This window comes from Lentimicrobiaceae bacterium, from assembly GCA_023227965.1.
Lineage (GTDB): Bacteria > Bacteroidota > Bacteroidia > Bacteroidales > JALOCA01 > JALOCA01.
This window is the reverse complement of the sequence record JALOCA010000034.1, coordinates 1-18446: the sequence shown is the minus strand read 5'-3', so window position 1 is coordinate 18446 and position 18446 is coordinate 1. Positions and strand designations below refer to the sequence as shown.

Sequence of the window (18446 nt, the reverse complement as noted above, 5' to 3'; positions counted from 1 at the left end):
AATTGTATGTTTAAGAAAGATAACTTTTTATTCGGGCTTTTGGCTTCGTTTATTCTAACAGGAATTACTTTTGCCCTGCTCTTTGCAATCTGGAAATACCTTCTTCCGGCTTCAGCTCTGTTTACTTTGATAAAAAAAGAAGCATTGTTGCTGATGTCGGCTATTCCATCAATATTATTGCTACGATATTTTATTACCCAAAAGCTTATGAAAACTGCAAAAGGAATTCTTCTCTTCCTTTTTGCAGGGGTTTTAGTTTTATTTATATTAATAAAAATGAAGGTTTTAATATGAAGTACTACCTTATAGCCGGCGAAGCCTCAGGTGACTTGCATGCGTCGAACTTGATGAACGAACTTAAAAAAAGAGATGCAAATGCAACGTTCAGATGTTGGGGTGGCGATTTAATGAAAGCGAGCGGGGGTGATGTTGTGAAACACTACCGCGACCTGGCTTTTATGGGCTTTGCCGAAGTTTTACTTAACCTTCGGACAATTCTCGGTAACCTTAAATTTTGCAGAAACGACATCCGTAATTACCACCCTGATGCCATAATTCTTGTTGATTACCCAGGATTTAACCTCAGAATTGCCGAGTTTGCCCATTGCGAAGGTTACAGGGTTTTTTATTATATTTCGCCACAGATATGGGCATGGAAACAGTCGAGAGTAAAAAAAATTAAAGCATTTGTTGATAAAATGTTTGTGATTCTTCCTTTTGAGAAAGAATTTTACGAAAAGCACAATTATGCAGTTGAATTTGTGGGCCATCCCCTGCTCGATGCCATAGAAAGCACTAAAGCGCAACATATTCCGACTACTTTAACGCAAAAACTTCAACAGGATAAACCTGTAATTGCCTTATTGCCAGGTAGCCGTAAGCAAGAAGTTTCTAAAATGCTGAAAACAATGTTGCAGGTAGTTCCAAATTTTCCTGATTATCAGTTTGTAGTGGCAGGGGTACATTCAATCGGTGAAGAATTTTATAAAAAAATCTGCGATGGTTACGACGTAAAAATTGTTTTCAATGCAACTTACCCTTTACTGCAATCAGCCTTTGCAGCACTCGTAACTTCAGGCACCGCCACGCTCGAAACAGCTTTGTTCGGAGTTCCCGAAGTAGTTTGTTACAGGGCAAATTCTATTTCGTACCAAATAGCTCGCAAAGTTATTAAGGTAAAATACATTTCTCTGGTGAATTTGATAATGGATTTCCCTGTTGTACAAGAGCTTATCCAGCATATACTGAACAGGGAAAATCTGACTTTTGCGTTGCAAAAAATTTCGGAACCCGAAATCCGGAAAAAAATTTCGGAAAATTACAGCAAATTGTACCAACGGTTGGGAGGAACCGGTGCTTCTGCCCGGACTGCCGAGCTTATTTTCAAACAAATGAGTACCTGATTTTCTGTTTAATAATTTGTATTAACATTTTTTGTAATTCCATTTAACAAGAATAAGTCCAGAATAATTATTTTTGCGTCTCTTTTTAACCATAAAAAAATGAAGAAAGTAGCCATTTTACTTGTAATTTCAATAATTACTACCGCTTTTCTATCTTGTAAGAATAAAAACCAACAAACGGAAAGCACCACAGAACCCGACTCAATTGCCACCCAAAATAATGATACCATAAAAGATACACTGAATCAGGCAAACAAAATCTCAGAAAATGCATGGCATCCCGATGCATTCAACCAGGGGAATCCTGCCGGGCAACAAAAAAAACTTACCCCACTTCCTACGCCGAATCCTATAAAACCCGGAGAACAAGAATTGCAAACCAAAGTTACTACCCCGACATTTAAACCCTTGAAAGGTTTTGGTGAGAAAAGCCGGATTTCGAACGAAACGAAAAGCGCAGTACAGTTAGCCAAATCGGGAAAATTTAATGAAGCAATAGCTGAATTTGATAAAGCCGTACAAAATAATCCAAAAGAAACAGAAGCATGGTTTTTCAGAGGCAGGGCAAAACTTGAAATTAAAGATTTGAACGGAGCCCTCAACGATTTTAACGAAGCCGTTAAACTCAATCCCAAAAATAAACTTTCGTTTTACTTCAGAGGCAGAACAAAAGCTGAGTTAAAAGATTTCAACGGCGCTTTGAACGACTTGAATCTTGCCATCAGCTATGACTCGAATTACACAGTTGCGTACAATTACCGTGGAGTAGTAAAATCCTTCCTCGGGAAAGATGCAGATGCCATTAACGATTATTTAATTGCAGAAAAGCAAATGCCATCATTTCCTGAATCGTATTATAACCTCGGTATTTCATACGCTAACCTCGGTAAATTCAAAGAAGCACTTGCCCAGTTTAACAAAGCCGTTGAAATGGCACCCGAAAAAGCCGAAGCAATCAATAATAGGGGGAATGTTAAATTTATGCTTAAAGATTACGCCGGAGCCGAAGAAGATTTTACCAAAGTTATCAGTTTGAATCCTCGTAATGCTTCAGCTTACAGCAACCGGGCAGCAGTGCGTACAACAATTAAAAATTACAAAAGTGCCATTGACGATTGCACTCAGGCTATTACTTTAAATCCCAAATATGCAGACGCATATTTCAACCGGGGTTTGGCAAAATCAGAAATGGGTGATAAAGAAGATGCTTGCTCCGATTTTAAAAAAGCAGAAAGTCTGGGAAGCAAATCGGCTACTCAGTTGATAAAAACCAAATGCAAATAATAGATTAAACAGGGTTTTCCGGATAGGAAATACGTACATGGTAGATATTCATTAATTTCCGTTTCAAAACTTTCTTCACGATCTGGATATCACGCAGGGTGATATTGGAGTTGATAAACTGCCCAATCTCAATTTGTTTATTGATAATATTTTCCACCAGCATTCCTAAACTTTCTTCATTAGGATTTTTTAAGGCACGTGAGGCGGCTTCCACCGAATCAGCCATCATCAGCACCGATGTTTCCTTGGAATATGGAATGGGTCCATGGTATTTAAAAGCATTTTCATCCGGTTCCTCGTCAGGAAAATTTTGCTTTTGCAACCTGAAAAAATATTCTGTACGCCGGGTACCATGATGTGTCCTTATGAAATCTATTACCTGTTCGGGTAATTTATTCTTTCGCGCAATTTCAATTCCTTGCTGCACATGGCTGATTATTACCCCAGCACTTTCTTCGGGCGAAAGTTCATCATGCGGATTAAATCCGCTTACCTGATTTTCTATAAAATACATAGACATAGCCATTTTGCCAATATCATGATACAAAGCACCTGTTCGTACAAGCAGTGTATTGCCCCCAATTTCGAGTGCACAAGCTTCCGCAAGATTGGCTACCTGCAATGAATGCTGGAACGTACCCGGAGTTTTTAAAGCAACTTCCCGCAATAGTTTTGAATTGGTATCACTTATCTCCATCAGTTTCACATCGGTGATCAATCCGAAAACTTTCTCAAATGCAAAAATGAGCGGGTACGAAAAAAGAGTAAGGGTGGCACTCCCGCCAAAAAGAATAAAGTCCCAAAGTTTTAAACTCTCGAGACTCCCTTCCTGAATAAGAGTCATTCCAATATATATAATTGAATATGAAATAAATACAAGAAACGATGTGAAGAAAAACTGCCCACGACGTTGTAGTTTTGCGATACTGATTATGGTTATGATACCGGCAATCAGTTCGAGAAAAAGAAATTCGAAACTATTGGGGACAAGAAACCCAATAATAATAATGGTTACCAGATAAACAAAAAGTGCAAGCCTCGTATCGAAGAAAACCCTTATAAAAATAGGAACCAAACACAATGGAATTACATACAAAAACTCGGTATAATGTTTTATGGTGATACTGGTGGTAAGAACCATTAAAAAAATCACTATCAGCATAAAAGCAATTTTTTTGTTGTCGGCAAAAATATCTTTACGGAATGAGTACAAAAACAGGAAAAAAACGATGAGGGAAGCTGAAATTAAAATAATCTGCCCCATTAAAATTGAATAGTATTTTTGCGAAGTGCCTAATTTAAGTTCATACTCATTTTTAAGCGATTGCAGCTTCTGATATTTTTCCGAGTTGATTATCTCCCCATTGGCAATAACTCGTTCTCCTTTTTGAACCATACCCCTGGTTAGCGAAAGATTGCCAAGTAAATTCCGTTTTTCCTTTTCAGTAGTTTCCGAATCATAAACCAGATTTTGTACAAGAAGATTTTCGAGGGTCTGAATTACAAATTTGCTCTGAATACCCGGTTGATTTGCTGAAGCCTCTTTTACTTTTTGTTGAATGTAATCATCCGCAGTCTGGATAGTAAAAAAACTGCCCAGCAGTGTTTTATAAGCTATGTTGTTTTTAAGAACAAAAATTTCAAAATCTGCCGGACGATTTTCGATAACCGGATCCAATTCAATAATTCCCCTGCTGCGTAAGGTATCTGCTATTTGTTTGAAAACAGTGTAATTGATCAGTTTGGAAGCATTACTTGCCCCATAGGTAAAATTCCATTTTTCATTAAAAATTTTTGCAGTCTCCCTGATTTTATTTACTGATAAAACTGTGTCGTACGTGAAATAAGGATGGTGATCTGATAAAATGGTCTTTTTTTCACGACTAATTTCGCTTTCGGTTTTCAATATGGCAAAATCAAACGGGGCAGTAAGGTCGTTGTTTTGCCAGGGTTTCCCTTTCTGAAATTCGTACTTAAATTTTCCTTCGTGCGGAAAAAGAAGCACTAACAATATCATAGTGATAAAAAAAAGAAAAATCTTATACAAAAAAGCATAATGATTACGTAAGCCTGATATATACTTTCGCATATCGAAAAATTAGATGTACGAAAATAAAAAAATAATGAGCGGAAATTTAATTTTTTAAATAAATTTGTGCCATACAGTAAAAATTACCCGTTTATGAGTTTAGGAATATGCAATCTGAGTATTGTTCCCTTACGCCGGGAACCCTCCGACAGGGCAGAAATGATCTCACAATTACTTTTTGGAGAAACCATTGTGATTGAAGGAGTTTACAAAAATTGGGCAAAAGTAAGGGTTACTTACGACAATTATGAAGGATGGATTGACCGTAAACAATACCAGGAAATATCGGAACAGGTATTTTCCGAATTGAGCCTTACCCGGCAATGCGTAACGTTTGACCTTGTTCAGTTAATTGAAAATATTTCCGGAAATTTTATGCTGCCCATAGTATTGGGGAGCACTATTCCCAAACCTGTTAACAATATATTTTATATTGATAATGAACAATATATATACGAAGGACAATATTATTTACCTGAGAATGAATCATTCCGCAAAATAGTTGAAAATGCCTACATGTATCTGCATACACCCTACCTTTGGGGCGGACGTTCGCCATTTGGTATTGATTGTTCTGGATTAACGCAAATGGTGTACAAATTAAGCGGAATTAGTCTGCTGCGAGATGCAGCTCAGCAAGCCACCCAGGGGGAACCCATTAGTTTTCTTACCGAAGCCAAACCCGGAGACCTTGTTTTCTTTGACAATGAGGAGGGACAAATCATTCACACAGGCATACTGCTCAGAAATAATAAAGTAATACATGCTTCAGGAAAAGTCAGGATTGATACTATTGACCATCTGGGTATTTTTGATGAAATCGAACGCCGATATACCCATAAACTCAGACTTATTAAAAAAATAATTTGACCTGTTTACTTAATAAACTAAGTTTGGAATAAAAACATGTTCTACATCTGCCTGATATTAACCCGTCAGGGCTTTATTTTAATTTCTGTGGGTTCTTCTAATGAATGTTCCATGGACAATCTTTTCTTAAAAAATTAACATTCATCGTCTATGACGAAATGTAAAATACTGAAATATACCATAAATGGTTCTACAATCTTAGCCCTAACTCAGGTTGCTAAATAGATTGAAATAATCCATTTTCGCAAAAGAATATAGTTATAATGCATTATTTTTTTTATATCTTGCTCAAAAAATTTATTGGATGATTTTTCGTTTGAAAAAATATATTTATGCACTAATTATCACCTGTTTAATTATATTTTTTTCTTCTTTTTCCAGAACGGTTACAATAGATGAAAGCCTTCCCTTGATTGCATCTTTTGTAAAAAGCCCCGCCCAGTTGCATTTTAATACAATTTCCTACGATCCAAGTCCATCAGGTAATTTTCTTACTTTAACCATACCAATGAAACATGCAGGCAGGTTATTGCTCATTGAAGCCAATATTGACGGGCAAACCGGTAATCTGGTTTTTGATACAGGAGCTACCGATTTGGTTCTTAATAAAACTTATTTTCGTGATTACATGGCTATTAGCAATGAAAATGCCGGAGGAATAACCGGTGCAGCCGGAGAAGTAAACCGTACAATTGTGGGAAAGGTGCAAATTTCAGATTTGTTTTATGAGAATGTCAATGCGAGCATCGCTAATTTAGCCCATATCGAGAACCGTAAAGGCATAAAAATTCTGGGATTGTTGGGATTGAACATGATAAAAAAATTTGAAATGCTGATTGATTTACAAAAAGGCAAACTCAGGCTTACACGTCTCGATAAAAAGGGCAACAGCATGGTAGAAAATCAGGCACTTCATTTCGATCTTGTCCATAAAATAAAGGAAACCAATAATATTATGCTGATTAATGCAAATGTAAGTGGAAAAACACTAAATTTTTGTCTCGACACAGGCGCTGAATCCAACGTATTAAATTCATATGCTCCCAAAAAAGTTTTTAATAGCGTCAGCATCATCCGCAGATCAAATTTAAGTGGAGCCGGAAGTCAGAATTCAGAAGTACTCCTGGGTGTAATGAAGGATTTTTCGATAGGAAACAAAAAAATTTCAGGAATGCAAACTATCATAACAAACCTTTCGGCTCTTTCAGATGTTTATGGAATACAAATTGACGGAATGCTGGGTTACGATTTTTTTGAAAAAGGTGTTTTTTGCATTAATTTAGCAAAAAAAGAAATGGGGATATGTTTTAGCAAAGAAAAAGAAGCTGAATAATGAAAACAAGGTGGATATATATGTTTTTCCTCTTATTTGCAGGATTTTATGCAAAGGCACAGCATCTGCCTGATAATATCTGCCATGTAAATAACGGAAAACTGGTTTTTACCATAAACCTGAATTGGACAGACGAACAAATACACGAACTTAGCCAGACTTACGAACTCGACAGTACTGTAATTTCATCAACATTTAAAGAATTGCCTTCTTTTACCGTTAATGGAATAGTTTGGACAACTAAAATTATAAAAAACAACATAATAGAGCTTTCCAAAGAACTTAGTCCACCTTTTCCACCTTCTGTTCCTGCCAATCAGATTATGAAATTTGACATACCGGTATTAGATGAAAATTGGATAAAAAAAGTAGCATCAACAACTACCGACAACACAGTATATGGCATTAACAATTTGACTAATGCAAAGTATTTTAGCTATATAAACGACACAGCTACTTTTTTTCTTTACGGATATACCTATGCCAGGGAGATGTTTATCTCCGGTTCGTTTAACAACTGGAGCACAAGACAAAGTGCCATGGCCCTTACAGATTCCGGCTGGCGGATAAGCTTAACAATGAAACCAGGCAAATATGCTTACAAATTTATTGCCGATGGAAACTGGCTGCGCGATCCCAACAACAAACTGAAAGAAAATGACACCTACGGAGGAAATAACTCAATAGTGTTTTGCTACAACTATACCTTCCGGCTTAAAGGATACACACAGGCAGGAAAAGTCATTCTTACCGGTAGTTTTAATAACTGGAATACCAAAGAACTAAAAATGCAGCGAAACGCCGAAGGATGGGAGCTACCCATCTTTCTGAAAGAAGGTACACATGCTTATAAATTTATCGTTGATAAAGAATGGATTACCGATCCTGACAATAAAATAATCCATTCCGATGGAAAAGGCAATGTTAACTCCTTTATAGGAATTGGTGATACATTGGTATTCCGGTTGCAAGGTTATCAAAATGCTTTGCGTGTTGCGCTTACTGGTAGTTTTAATGGTTGGAACCCTAATGAATTATTTATGGAAAAAATAAATAACGAATGGGTGCTCCCTTATGTTATGGCAGCCGGTAATCATGAATACAAATTCTGCGTTGATGGAAAATGGATTACTGACCCCGATAATCCGGTTACTATTGGTAAAGGCGATATGATGAATTCAGTAATAGCTTTTAAACCTAATTATACTTTTAAACTAAACCATTATGCCGACGCCCGTGAAGTGATTGTTACCGGCAGTTTTAACGGGTGGAGAACCGACGGCTACAGGATGAAATTTATAAATGGGATATGGGAAATACCTGTATTCCTTGCTCCAGGTAAATATATTTATAAATTTATAGTAGACGGAAAATGGATCACCGACCCCGATAATCAATACTGGGAAGGAAATGAATACAATACCGGTAATTCGGTGCTGTGGATCGAACCGTAACCACTGGACACTTTTTACCAACGAAACACCTATAACCTGCGTTTTGGCAATTATCCATAAGTATTGTGAATGTCAACCATAAAGGCAAACATCCTATTACAATATCTTTTTTATCATTAAATGATTAAGGTGCCACAGTTATAGCATTTATTGCAGTTTTAATTCTTACCTTTGTATAATAATTTTTAATAAAATGAAAAAACTAATTACTTTTCCCGGTATATTTTTTATTCTGTTTTTTGCACACTCAACCGTTCAATCCCAGCCGTTAGTATGGACAGAGCCTGCTTTTCCGACAGATAGCGACCATGTTATTGTATATTTTGACGCCTCAATGGGCAGCGGCGGCCTTGCTGGATATACTGGTGATATATATGCACATACTGGTGTTATTACTGAAAACAGCACATCCGGAAGTGACTGGAAATATGTAATTTCAGATTGGGGGGTAAATATCCCAAAGGCAAAACTTACATGTATTGGCACTGACCTGTATTCTCTTGATATTACACCTATTATAAGAAGTTTTTATGGAGTTCCTACCGGTGAAAAAATATTGAAAATGGCATTTGTTTTTCGCAGTGGAGTGCAGGTTGGAGGTAGCTGGCTCGAAGGGAAAACTAATACCGGCGGAGATATTTTTATAGATATTTATGAATCAGGATTGAATGTAAGTATTGAAAATCCGGCACAATCAATGTTCGTAAATCTCAATGAAACCATACCCGTGAAAGCCGTAGCCATAGATGCTGACAGCATGATACTGTATGTAAACGGTATTCGCGAAAAGGCAGTAGCAAGTAACCTGATTACCGATACTATAAATGCTTCAAATTACGGAAAATTTTGGATAAAAGTTGTAGCTTTCAATTCTACGGATAGAAAGTCAGATTCAGTGTATTTCTATGTATTGTCCACTCCCACTGTAGCAGACCCTCCACAGGGAACTGCCGAAGGAATTAATTATATAAACGACTCTACAGTAATACTTTTATTATACGCACCATCAAAAGAATTTGTATTTGTAATCGGTGATTTTAACAACTGGGAAGCCGATTCCTCAGGTTTTATGAACAAAACTTCTGATGGCAATACATATTGGATACAAATCAATAACTTACAGGCAAGCAAAGAATATATTTTTCAATATTGGGTTGATGGGCAAATACTTATCGGCGACCCCTATGCCGACAAAGTCAGTGACCCATGGAACGACCAACATATTGATAATGCTACTTATCCCAACCTGGTATCCTACCCTGCAGGGAAAACATCAGGAATAGCCACGGTTTTGCAAACTGCACAAACTCCCTTTGCCTGGCAAGTAACAAATTTTACGCCTCCCGCAGTTACCGATCTGGTTATTTACGAGATATTAATCCGGGATTTTACAGCGGAACATACCTACCAATCAGTTATTGACACTCTACCCTACCTGAAACGGCTCGGAATTAATGCCATTGAATTAATGCCTTTTAGTGAATTTGAGGGAAACAGCAGTTGGGGATACAATCCTAATTATTATTTTGCCCCCGACAAATACTACGGAACAAAAAACTCCCTGAAAAGCCTTATTGATGAATGCCATCGTAATGGAATAGCAGTAATTCAGGATATGGTTTTGAATCATTCTTTCGGCACCTCTCCCCTGGTTATGCTTTACTGGGATGCCGCTAATAACCATCCTGCCACCGACAATCCATGGTTCAATACAATAGCAAAACATGATTATAATGTTGGTTACGACATGAACCACGAAAGTTTGGCAACGCAGAATTTTGTAAAAAAAGTCGTTACTTACTGGTTAGAAGAATACAATGTTGACGGATTTCGTTTCGATTTGTCAAAAGGATTTACACAGAAAAACACTTTAGGAAACACAAGTGCATGGGGACAATACGATGCCACGCGCATTGCCATCTGGAATCGTTACAATAACGATGTCAAAGCTGTAAAACCCAATGCCTATGTCATTCTCGAACATTTTGCCGATAACAGCGAAGAAACCGAACTTGCTAACAATGGCATGATGCTGTGGGGAAATTCTAACTATAATTACTGTCAAGCAAGCATGGGATGGATTTCCACTTCCGACCTTTCATGGGCTTCGTATAAAAACCGCGGCTGGAACCAGCCAAACCTGGTTTCATACATGGAAAGCCACGACGAAGAACGCGTAATGTATAAAAATATCACCTATGGCAACACCAGCAATTCATCCTACAATATTAAAGATATGACAATTGCCTTGCAAAGGCAACAGCTAACCGGAGCTTTCTTTTTTACAATTCCGGGTCCTAAAATGATCTGGCAATTCGGTGAAATGGGCTATGATTATTCTATCAACTGGCCTTCACTTACTTCTAACGACAGGCTGACACCCAAACCTCCACGTTGGGATTACATGAATGATTTCCGCAGAAATTACCTTAATAAATTTTGGAGTGCACTCATAAGTTTGAAAAAAGAACATGCAGCTCTTAAAAGCACCGATTTTTCAATGTCGGTGGCTGGTGCCGTGAAAACCATTTTAATTAATCATTCCGAAATGAACCTAAGGGTTATAGGCAATTTTGATGTTATACAGCAAACCGCTTCGGTTAACTTTGGTACCGGCAACTGGTGGTACGACTATTTTGCCGGAGATTCGTTGCAGGTAACAGGGACTACAGCTTTTATTACCCTTCAACCCGGTGAATTCCGGATTTATACCACTAAAAAACTTGCCAAACCCGAAATCGGAACTGGTATTTCTGATTTTATACCCAATGGCGAAGTGGTGGTGTATCCCAACCCCTCTTCTACCATTTTTTACTTTGCAGTTGAAGAAAAAGCCATCCGGAATTACAACCTCATAATTTACAATAGTATGGGTGAAAAAATTGCCGAGGTCAGCGGAGCACACCTTTTACCATTGCAATGGAATGCCGCTACATATAATAATGGAGTATATTTTTACAGGTTGCAAACAGACAAAAAAGTACAGAGCGGAGTCCTGGTAAAAAATTAAAATCAGTTTTTACTCATACCTGAGTGCTTCAATAGGATCGAGATTGGCGGCTTTAGTGGCGGGCACAATCCCGGAAATCAGTGCGACAATAAAACAAAGCACAACACCCGAAATTATCCAAATCCAGGGGATAATAAATTTACTGCCAATCATCAGCGATATGGAGTTCCCGATTATTATTCCAAAAAATATCCCCAGTATTCCTCCCAACTGGGCAATTACAATGGCTTCGATTAGAAATTGCCGTTTAATAGTTCGCTTTTTAGCACCTATAGCTTTGCGGATACCAATTTCCTGAGTACGCTCTTTAACAGAAACCAACATAATGTTCATCAACCCGATAGCTGCACCCACCAGGGTGATAAGTCCAATAATGGTAGCCGCCAGCCTAAGATATTTCAGGTTTTCAAAAAGCATTTTAGCAAGGTTATCACTTTTTGAGATGTCAAAACTAATTTCACTGCCGGGTTTAACTTTTCTTATCACGCTGAACAAGCTCATCGCTTCCCCCTCTGCTATTTCCATGTTTTTGGGATCGTTTACGGTAATGTTGATGGAATAAGACATGTCGGGCTTTGAAAAATACTGTCTTACATTATTTAATGAAATTATGCACATTTTATCGCTGCTGAAACCAATACTCGACCCTTTTTCCTTCAATACTCCAATGATTTTATATTTCCCGGCACCTATGGATATTATCTTATCAACAGCATCTGCATTTTTGTTATTAAAAAGTGTAGAAATAATTTCACTTCCCACAATTACAACGTTTGACCCATAATACACCTCGGAGGGTGTAAAATTTCTTCCCTTCACAATTTCGTTACCCGATGTTATCAAATAATTTTCATCCGCTCCGGCTACAGGAATATTCGGATTGGACTTAACGGATGCATATTTTACAGTGGCAGTATGGGAAGCAAAAATAAAAATTGAGACTGCCGATGGAAATTCGTACCTCTCCTTAAAATTAGTTGCATCTTCGTAGGAAATGCTTTTGTACAGCTTTGGATTGCTCGAATGATTTCCCATATGCATATGCATTTGCCTTTTACGGATGGTAAGAGTATTGGCTCCCATCATGGTAAAATTGTCATTCAGGTAATATTTTATGGTATCAATGGCAGTTAAAATACCTACAAGTGCCATAATGCCAAAAGCGATAATGAGAATAGTAAGTATGGTTCGCAGCAAATGGCTACGAATAGAAAGCAGAGATATTTTAATATTTTCTTTAACCAGATTGTTCATCACTCAGCTTTTTTACCAAAGGCAAGATCACCCGCATCACCCAAACCGGGAACAATATAGGCTTGTGCAGTAAGTTCGTCGTCAATAGCGCCCACCCATAACGTATAATCATTTTTCGGGAGATTGCGTTTCAGGTATTCAATTCCTTCGTCGCAGGCAAGTACGGACACAATGTGGGTATGGGCGGGTTTTCCACTGATTAGCAATTCTTTGTAAGTAGCTACCATCGAAGCACCGGTAGCCAACATAGGATCTGAAAGAATGAGTACCTTTCCCGTCAATTCCGGACAGGAAGAATATTCAACCTGGATAGTAAATCCTCCGTTTTTTTTATATTTTCGGTATGCCGATACGAATCCGTTTTCTGACCGGTCGAAAAAGTTGAGCAAACCCTGGTGTAATGGCAACCCCGCCCGCAAAATGGTGGCAAGTACCGGCGCTACAGTTAGTACTGGAACATTAGCAGTCCCTAATGTTGTAACAACTTCTTTAACCGTATAATTTAATTCTTTACTTATTTCATATGCAAAAATTTCGCCTATACGTTCCAGGTTCCTGCGAAAGCGGAAACTGTCCTTTTGTATTTCTGCATCACGAATTTCTGCTATAAACTGGTTAAAAATTGTATTGTTCTTGCCGATGTTCTTTACCATTTTTCAAAAATATTTTATACAAAATTAGTTAAATTATCATCAATGTTTAATTATACGTAATATAGTGTGCAATATAGGGTTTAATCTATTGATTTCCAAATGTGGATAAAATATTTCTGTTGCGCCAAAACCCTTGTAAAACCTCGCCAGTTGCGCATTGTTTGAGCCTTCAAAATCAAAAATACCGACTTGCCCTGCCTTTTCCTGTATCCAATGGTCAATAAGGAAAGACATGGCGCCGTTTTTTCTTGCAAGAGCATTCACTGCCGAAAAAATAAAAATATTGCGTCCACCATCAGAAAGCAAAATGGCGCCAGCACATAAAACATTATCTGAAGTATATACTTCTTTTAATGACACTTTCGCATGTTGACATGCCGTCTGTAAAAGCAACCGGAGTTTATTATAAGCCGTATCATTCATTTTTTCAATTGTACTGCCCCTGTTTTTTCTGAAAAGTGAAATGATGGTTTCGGGACTTTCTGTAGATTGAATAAAAAGACCGTTGGTATTTGCTTTTTTTATATTTCTTCTTGTATTTTCAGAATAATTTTTATATATTTTCTCATAGGGAACAGCAAGATTTAATTCAAGATTTGTAAGCAGAGAAATAGTATGCGAAAATAGTCGGCTTTTATTGGAGTAATTCAAATTAATTCTTACAAGTTTAACAAAAGGAGGTATCGCAGCAATAAACTCATCCACCATATTTTCATCGAGAGAAACCGTAGAAAAAATGCCTAATTGTTGGATAAAATAAGGTTGAAAAATATAATAAATACCATATTTTTTCCTAATTACAAGCGGAAAAACAGCCTTGTAATTTTCTTCCACAACGGCATCCCAACCTGGAAAAACAGCATCGAGATACCACGAAAAGGCATAAGGTAATCTGTTGTTTGATTGCGCTATACAATTGTTCCAGCGAACTATGTCAATTGCATTATTTTTTATATATTTCAACAATTTTAATATATAATTAAATTTTTTATTTTAAATAAAATCGTACTATGGCAATGCATATTGTATCATTTCTTCATAAACATTGCGCCAGTCCTTCCATTTGCCCTGGTTGCTCAAAGATACATTATGCCAAATACTCATGAACGTACCCTTTACTGCTTTCGTTTCATCAATAAGGGGTTTTATTTTTTGAAGTGCCTCATCAACGTGTATTTGCAGATAATCGGCAAGTGTACCATCCATCACTGCAAAAGGGTGAATCTGCAAATGGGTAGCAGTGTCAGAATCCAGGTCATAGAAAGGGAACGTATCGGCAATTCCTGCCCTGAATCCAATTTGCGAAGCATATCCCATTGAATAATCATCGGCTATATCAAGATTAATAAGATTACGGTAAGTTGCCGGAAAATTAAGCATAAGAAAATGTTGCCTGCTTTTGGTAATTTCACACTTAAGCACCGCTGAAAGATTGGCGACTTCCTGTTCCAGTTTTTCAGGATGAAAATTGGATCCGAATGAAGGGTGAATACCCACAGGGGCATAATCGGCAATGGTTTTTAACAGATACTGGAATTTTATATTTCCGACAGAAATATTTTTATCATTGTAGCCATAATCAGCAAAAAGTATAAAATAAACAGGTTTTAGGTTGTATTTTTTTTGCAATGTAAATTGATAATCATATGTATCAAAAGGATCTTTTTCCAGACCCGACAATACCCTTGCACGTTGAAAAAATTCAGAAAAGTTACGGTCAGCAAGCGACTTTAAAAAGCCTCCACTATTTCTCACAAACCCTTTTAGCCGGAACGCATACGCTGCATCAATATCAATCGTGGGTATAAATTGGTATTTTTTTTGCCGGAATTTCAACGCAGGATAGTAGTTATTTACAATCTCTTTTACCATTTCAGCCCAATAGTTCACCACAGGTTTTTGCAGAAAGTGTTTTTGGCTGGCAATACTCTGGCTGGCAACATACCTGTCATATTTATCTTTAATAAACGGGAAATACTCTTCGTAGCGCGATACCATGTAAAAAGCTGCGGCAAATGGATCAAAAGGCAAAGAAGAATGTTTGTCGAAAACCGGAAAAAGACATGGAATATTTTTATATTCAACCAATTTTACATTCTGGTTGCGGATTCCGGACTCAAACAATAAAGGTGCAGGCTCAAAAAATATTGCATCCTCAAAGAGTTCACCAGAATAATTAATTTTAGGGCCTTCAAATCCGGCAAATTCTTCTTTGGAAGTAGTTAACCTAACGTTAATACCAACTAAACCAGAGAATATCAGGTTAAAGATATACTTGCAACGTTGCGATTGTTTTGAAACATATACGAGAATCATAGCCATACAAAAAGAGCCACCAAGATATAAAAAAGATAGAAACATAGCGCTTTCTGTAAAAATTTATTTAAATTAATTGAAAACTAAGTAAATATATTTTTTTAGTATTGTATTATGGGGTTAAGCCTCACTGAATGCTTTTTTTTTTACTTTTGACAAACCAAATCAACCTTGTTTTAATAGCAAATGGATAATTTCATTGTATCGGCACGAAAATACCGTCCCGTCACTTTCGACACAGTAATAGGACAGAAATCTATCACCAATACACTCAAAAATGCGATAAACAACAAACAGTTAGCCCAGGCATTTTTGTTTTGCGGACCTCGTGGAGTTGGCAAAACCACCTGTGCTCGTATCTTAGCCAAAACCATCAATTGCGAAAATCTTTCTGAAAACGCCGAGCCCTGTAACCAGTGTCCCTCCTGCCTTTCGTTCAATACGTCAGCCTCATTTAATATTCACGAGTTGGATGCAGCATCCAATAACTCTGTTGACGATATCCGCAGCCTGGTAGAGCAGGTGCGTATTCCTCCGCAAATCGGGAAATACAAAGTGTACATCATTGATGAAGTGCACATGCTTTCGGCTTCCGCTTTTAATGCATTTCTGAAAACGCTGGAAGAGCCCCCTGCTTATGCAAAATTTATATTAGCCACTACCGAAAAACACAAAATCCTTCCCACCATATTATCGCGCTGTCAGATTTTCGACTTTCGCAGGTTGACTGTTGATGATATTGTTAGTCAGTTGGCTTACGTAGCACTCCATGAACACGTGAATACTGAGCCTGATGCATTGCATACCATAGCTCAAAAGGCGGACGGAGCCATGCGGGATGCGCTTTCTATTTTTGACCAGATTGTAAGTTCAACCAATAACCAACTTACCTACGAAGCTGTAATTGAAAACCTGAATGTACTTGATTATGAATATTATTTCCGAACCACGGATTATGCCATCAACGGTGATATTTCCAACTGCCTGCTCATTTTAAATGAAATAATTGAAAATGGCTTTGATGGACAACATTTTCTTGTCGGATTGGGTGAACACCTCCGCAACCTGTTAGTGTGTAAAGACGAAGCTACCCTAAAACTACTCGAAGTAAGCTCGGGGGTAAAAAGCCGCTATGCACAGCAATCAGCCAAAAGCGGGTTATCTTTCCTGATTCCGGCACTCGAAATGGTAAACAAATGCGATGTTAACTATAAAGCGAGCAATAGCAAACGTTTAAGCATTGAATTGCTGCTTATGCAACTCTGCAATCTGCACCCCAACCCTACCATTAATCAGCCGGTACAGCAAAAACAGCAAGGTAAGCCGGAAGTACCTGCGCCACAAATACTGAGGGAAGAGAATAAAATTGAAGCTGGGCATCCTGTTACAACGAAGCTCATTTCGCCCGAAACTGCCCAAACAACTGTAGGGGCTACCAATGTTGCCATGCCGGATACGGGAATATCCATTACCCGGAATATGCAGCAAAGCCCTGCGGTAAAAAAAGTGGAGGAAACACAGGAAAACTACAACGTTTGCAAAGATTTTACTCAGAAAGAAATGGAACAAGCCTGGAAAACTTTTGCAGATAGTATTGCCGAAGAAAATCCGAATTTCTTTGCAACACTCACAAAGAAAAAACCTAAGCTGAAAGAAAACTATTGCATTGAATTGCAAATTGACAATAAAATCCAGGAAGATGAAATTTTTCAACGCAAACCCGAACTTTTGGGATTTTTACATAAAACATTAAATAATAACAAAATACAAATAACAATACTAATAACAAAATCGGAAGACACCATCAGACCCTACACCCCGATAGAAAAATTAAATGCCCTTGCCGAAAAAAACCCGTTAATCAAAAAATTTAAGGAAGACCATTCCCTTGAACTTGATTTTTAAAAACAAATAGTAACCTTTACAAAACGAGAGTCCTGATTAATCGGGACAAACACGATAACAAACTCACATTCAAACATTATATAGCCTTAATTTAAAATTTATTTACACATGAAAAAGTTTTGTTTATTTTTCCTTTTCCTTGCGGCAGGAATTCTGGGTTTTACAGTAGTATATGCCCAGCAACCCGTTGATTTAAGCGCTCTTATACCTATAGATAATAATGTACGTATTGGGAAATTAGCCAACGGACTCACTTATTATATACGCAAAAATGCAAAACCCGAAAAACGTGTCGAACTACGGCTCGCTGTAAATGTCGGTTCACTTTACGAAACTGATGCCCAGCAGGGACTGGCACATTTTACCGAACATATGTGTTTCAACGGAACCAAAAACTTTCCTAAAAACGAACTGATAAACTATTTTCAGTCCATAGGCATGTCTTTTGGCGGAGATATCAATGCTTACACCAGTTTTGCCGAAACAGTATATATGTTACAAATACCTACAGATAAAGAAGAACTCGTAGAAAAAGGGTACCAGGTATTAGAAGACTGGGCGCATAACGTTACCATGGACGGAAAAGAGATTGACAAGGAACGTGGAGTTATCGTGGAAGAATGGCGTTTGGGCCTTGGTGCTGATGACCGTATGATGAAACGCTGGCTTCCTGTCGTTCTGAAAGATTCCCGTTATGCCGAACGTATTCCTATAGGAAAAGTTGACATCATACAAAATTTTAAACATGAAACTATTCACCAATTTTATACTGATTGGTATCGCCCCGATCTGATGGCTGTAATAGTAGTTGGCGACATTGATATAGATGCTGCCGAAGCAAAAATTAAAGCCCATTTTGAAGCAATCCCTAACCC

The 18446-nt window shown here is 37.7% G+C and carries 14 protein-coding genes; 9 read left to right on the top strand and 5 right to left on the bottom strand.

What is annotated here, in order from left to right; all coding sequences use genetic code 11:
- Positions 1-6 precede the first annotated feature (6 nt).
- From M0R21_10815 to M0R21_10805, 3 genes are all read left to right on the top strand, one after another.
- Complete coding sequence (locus tag M0R21_10815) at positions 7-294, top strand: hypothetical protein (GenBank protein ID MCK9618310.1); 288 nt, start codon at positions 7-9, stop codon at positions 292-294.
- Complete coding sequence (gene lpxB / locus M0R21_10810) at positions 291-1403, top strand: lipid-A-disaccharide synthase (GenBank protein MCK9618309.1); 1113 nt, start codon at positions 291-293, stop codon at positions 1401-1403. The genes M0R21_10815 and lpxB overlap by 4 nt, the downstream gene beginning before the upstream one ends.
- A gap of 99 nt (positions 1404-1502) precedes the next feature.
- Positions 1503-2687: a tetratricopeptide repeat protein gene (locus M0R21_10805; protein MCK9618308.1), complete on the top strand. Its 1185-nt coding sequence runs from the start codon at positions 1503-1505 to the stop codon at positions 2685-2687.
- Between the two features lie 4 nt (positions 2688-2691).
- Here the strand turns inward: M0R21_10805 and M0R21_10800 are convergent, their stop codons facing one another.
- Entirely contained in the window at positions 2692-4776 is a 2085-nt protein-coding gene (locus tag M0R21_10800) for an HDIG domain-containing protein (GenBank protein MCK9618307.1), read from the bottom strand.
- Between the two features lie 93 nt (positions 4777-4869).
- On the opposite strand from M0R21_10800, the gene M0R21_10795 reads away from it, so the two are divergent.
- From M0R21_10795 to M0R21_10780, 4 genes are all read left to right on the top strand, one after another.
- On the top strand, positions 4870-5646 hold the full coding sequence (locus M0R21_10795; protein ID MCK9618306.1) for a C40 family peptidase: 777 nt from the start codon (positions 4870-4872) through the stop codon (positions 5644-5646).
- A 304-nt stretch (positions 5647-5950) separates the two neighbouring features.
- Complete coding sequence (locus tag M0R21_10790) at positions 5951-6979, top strand: pepsin/retropepsin-like aspartic protease family protein (GenBank protein MCK9618305.1); 1029 nt, start codon at positions 5951-5953, stop codon at positions 6977-6979.
- Positions 6980-6999: 20 nt separating this feature from the next.
- Positions 7000-8433, top strand: a complete 1434-nt coding sequence (locus M0R21_10785) for a glycogen-binding domain-containing protein (GenBank protein ID MCK9618304.1) — start codon at positions 7000-7002, stop codon at positions 8431-8433.
- 193 nt (positions 8434-8626) lie between these two features.
- Positions 8627-11443 carry an alpha-amylase family glycosyl hydrolase gene (locus M0R21_10780; protein ID MCK9618303.1) on the top strand — a complete coding sequence of 939 codons (2817 nt, stop codon included), beginning with the start codon at positions 8627-8629 and terminating at the stop codon, positions 11441-11443.
- Positions 11444-11452: 9 nt separating this feature from the next.
- Here the strand turns inward: M0R21_10780 and M0R21_10775 are convergent, their stop codons facing one another.
- Genes M0R21_10775 through M0R21_10760 form a run of 4 tightly spaced genes read right to left on the bottom strand, consistent with a single transcriptional unit; the run spans position 11453 to position 15711 of the window.
- Positions 11453-12697 carry an ABC transporter permease gene (locus M0R21_10775; protein ID MCK9618302.1) on the bottom strand — a complete coding sequence of 415 codons (1245 nt, stop codon included), beginning with the start codon at positions 12695-12697 and terminating at the stop codon, positions 11453-11455.
- Positions 12697-13350 carry a uracil phosphoribosyltransferase gene (gene upp, locus M0R21_10770; protein MCK9618301.1) on the bottom strand — a complete coding sequence of 218 codons (654 nt, stop codon included), beginning with the start codon at positions 13348-13350 and terminating at the stop codon, positions 12697-12699. The genes M0R21_10775 and upp overlap by 1 nt, the downstream gene beginning before the upstream one ends.
- A gap of 39 nt (positions 13351-13389) precedes the next feature.
- Entirely contained in the window at positions 13390-14313 is a 924-nt protein-coding gene (locus M0R21_10765) for a hypothetical protein (GenBank protein ID MCK9618300.1), read from the bottom strand.
- Between the two features lie 45 nt (positions 14314-14358).
- Entirely contained in the window at positions 14359-15711 is a 1353-nt protein-coding gene (locus M0R21_10760) for a polysaccharide deacetylase family protein (protein ID MCK9618299.1), read from the bottom strand.
- 141 nt (positions 15712-15852) lie between these two features.
- On the opposite strand from M0R21_10760, the gene M0R21_10755 reads away from it, so the two are divergent.
- Positions 15853-17571, top strand: a complete 1719-nt coding sequence (locus M0R21_10755) for a DNA polymerase III subunit gamma/tau (GenBank protein ID MCK9618298.1) — start codon at positions 15853-15855, stop codon at positions 17569-17571.
- Between the two features lie 108 nt (positions 17572-17679).
- Positions 17680-18446 (top strand): insulinase family protein (locus tag M0R21_10750; protein MCK9618297.1); only part of this gene is annotated, 767 nt, incomplete at its 3' end.

What these genes read in the sequence shown, in the direction of transcription:
- M0R21_10780 (MCK9618303.1), top strand. Translation starts at nt 8,627, where the DNA reads ATGAAAAAACTAATTACTTTTCCCGGTATATTTTTTATTCTGTTTTTT.
- M0R21_10755 (MCK9618298.1), top strand. Translation starts at nt 15,853, where the DNA reads ATGGATAATTTCATTGTATCGGCACGAAAATACCGTCCCGTCACTTTC.
- upp (MCK9618301.1), bottom strand. Translation starts at nt 13,350, where the DNA reads ATGGTAAAGAACATCGGCAAGAACAATACAATTTTTAACCAGTTTATA.
- lpxB (MCK9618309.1), top strand. Translation starts at nt 291, where the DNA reads ATGAAGTACTACCTTATAGCCGGCGAAGCCTCAGGTGACTTGCATGCG.
- M0R21_10815 (MCK9618310.1), top strand. Translation starts at nt 7, where the DNA reads ATGTTTAAGAAAGATAACTTTTTATTCGGGCTTTTGGCTTCGTTTATT.
- M0R21_10800 (MCK9618307.1), bottom strand. Translation starts at nt 4,776, where the DNA reads ATGCGAAAGTATATATCAGGCTTACGTAATCATTATGCTTTTTTGTAT.
- M0R21_10795 (MCK9618306.1), top strand. Translation starts at nt 4,870, where the DNA reads ATGAGTTTAGGAATATGCAATCTGAGTATTGTTCCCTTACGCCGGGAA.
- M0R21_10790 (MCK9618305.1), top strand. Translation starts at nt 5,951, where the DNA reads ATGATTTTTCGTTTGAAAAAATATATTTATGCACTAATTATCACCTGT.
- M0R21_10775 (MCK9618302.1), bottom strand. Translation starts at nt 12,697, where the DNA reads ATGAACAATCTGGTTAAAGAAAATATTAAAATATCTCTGCTTTCTATT.
- M0R21_10760 (MCK9618299.1), bottom strand. Translation starts at nt 15,711, where the DNA reads ATGTTTCTATCTTTTTTATATCTTGGTGGCTCTTTTTGTATGGCTATG.
- M0R21_10805 (MCK9618308.1), top strand. Translation starts at nt 1,503, where the DNA reads ATGAAGAAAGTAGCCATTTTACTTGTAATTTCAATAATTACTACCGCT.
- M0R21_10785 (MCK9618304.1), top strand. Translation starts at nt 7,000, where the DNA reads ATGTTTTTCCTCTTATTTGCAGGATTTTATGCAAAGGCACAGCATCTG.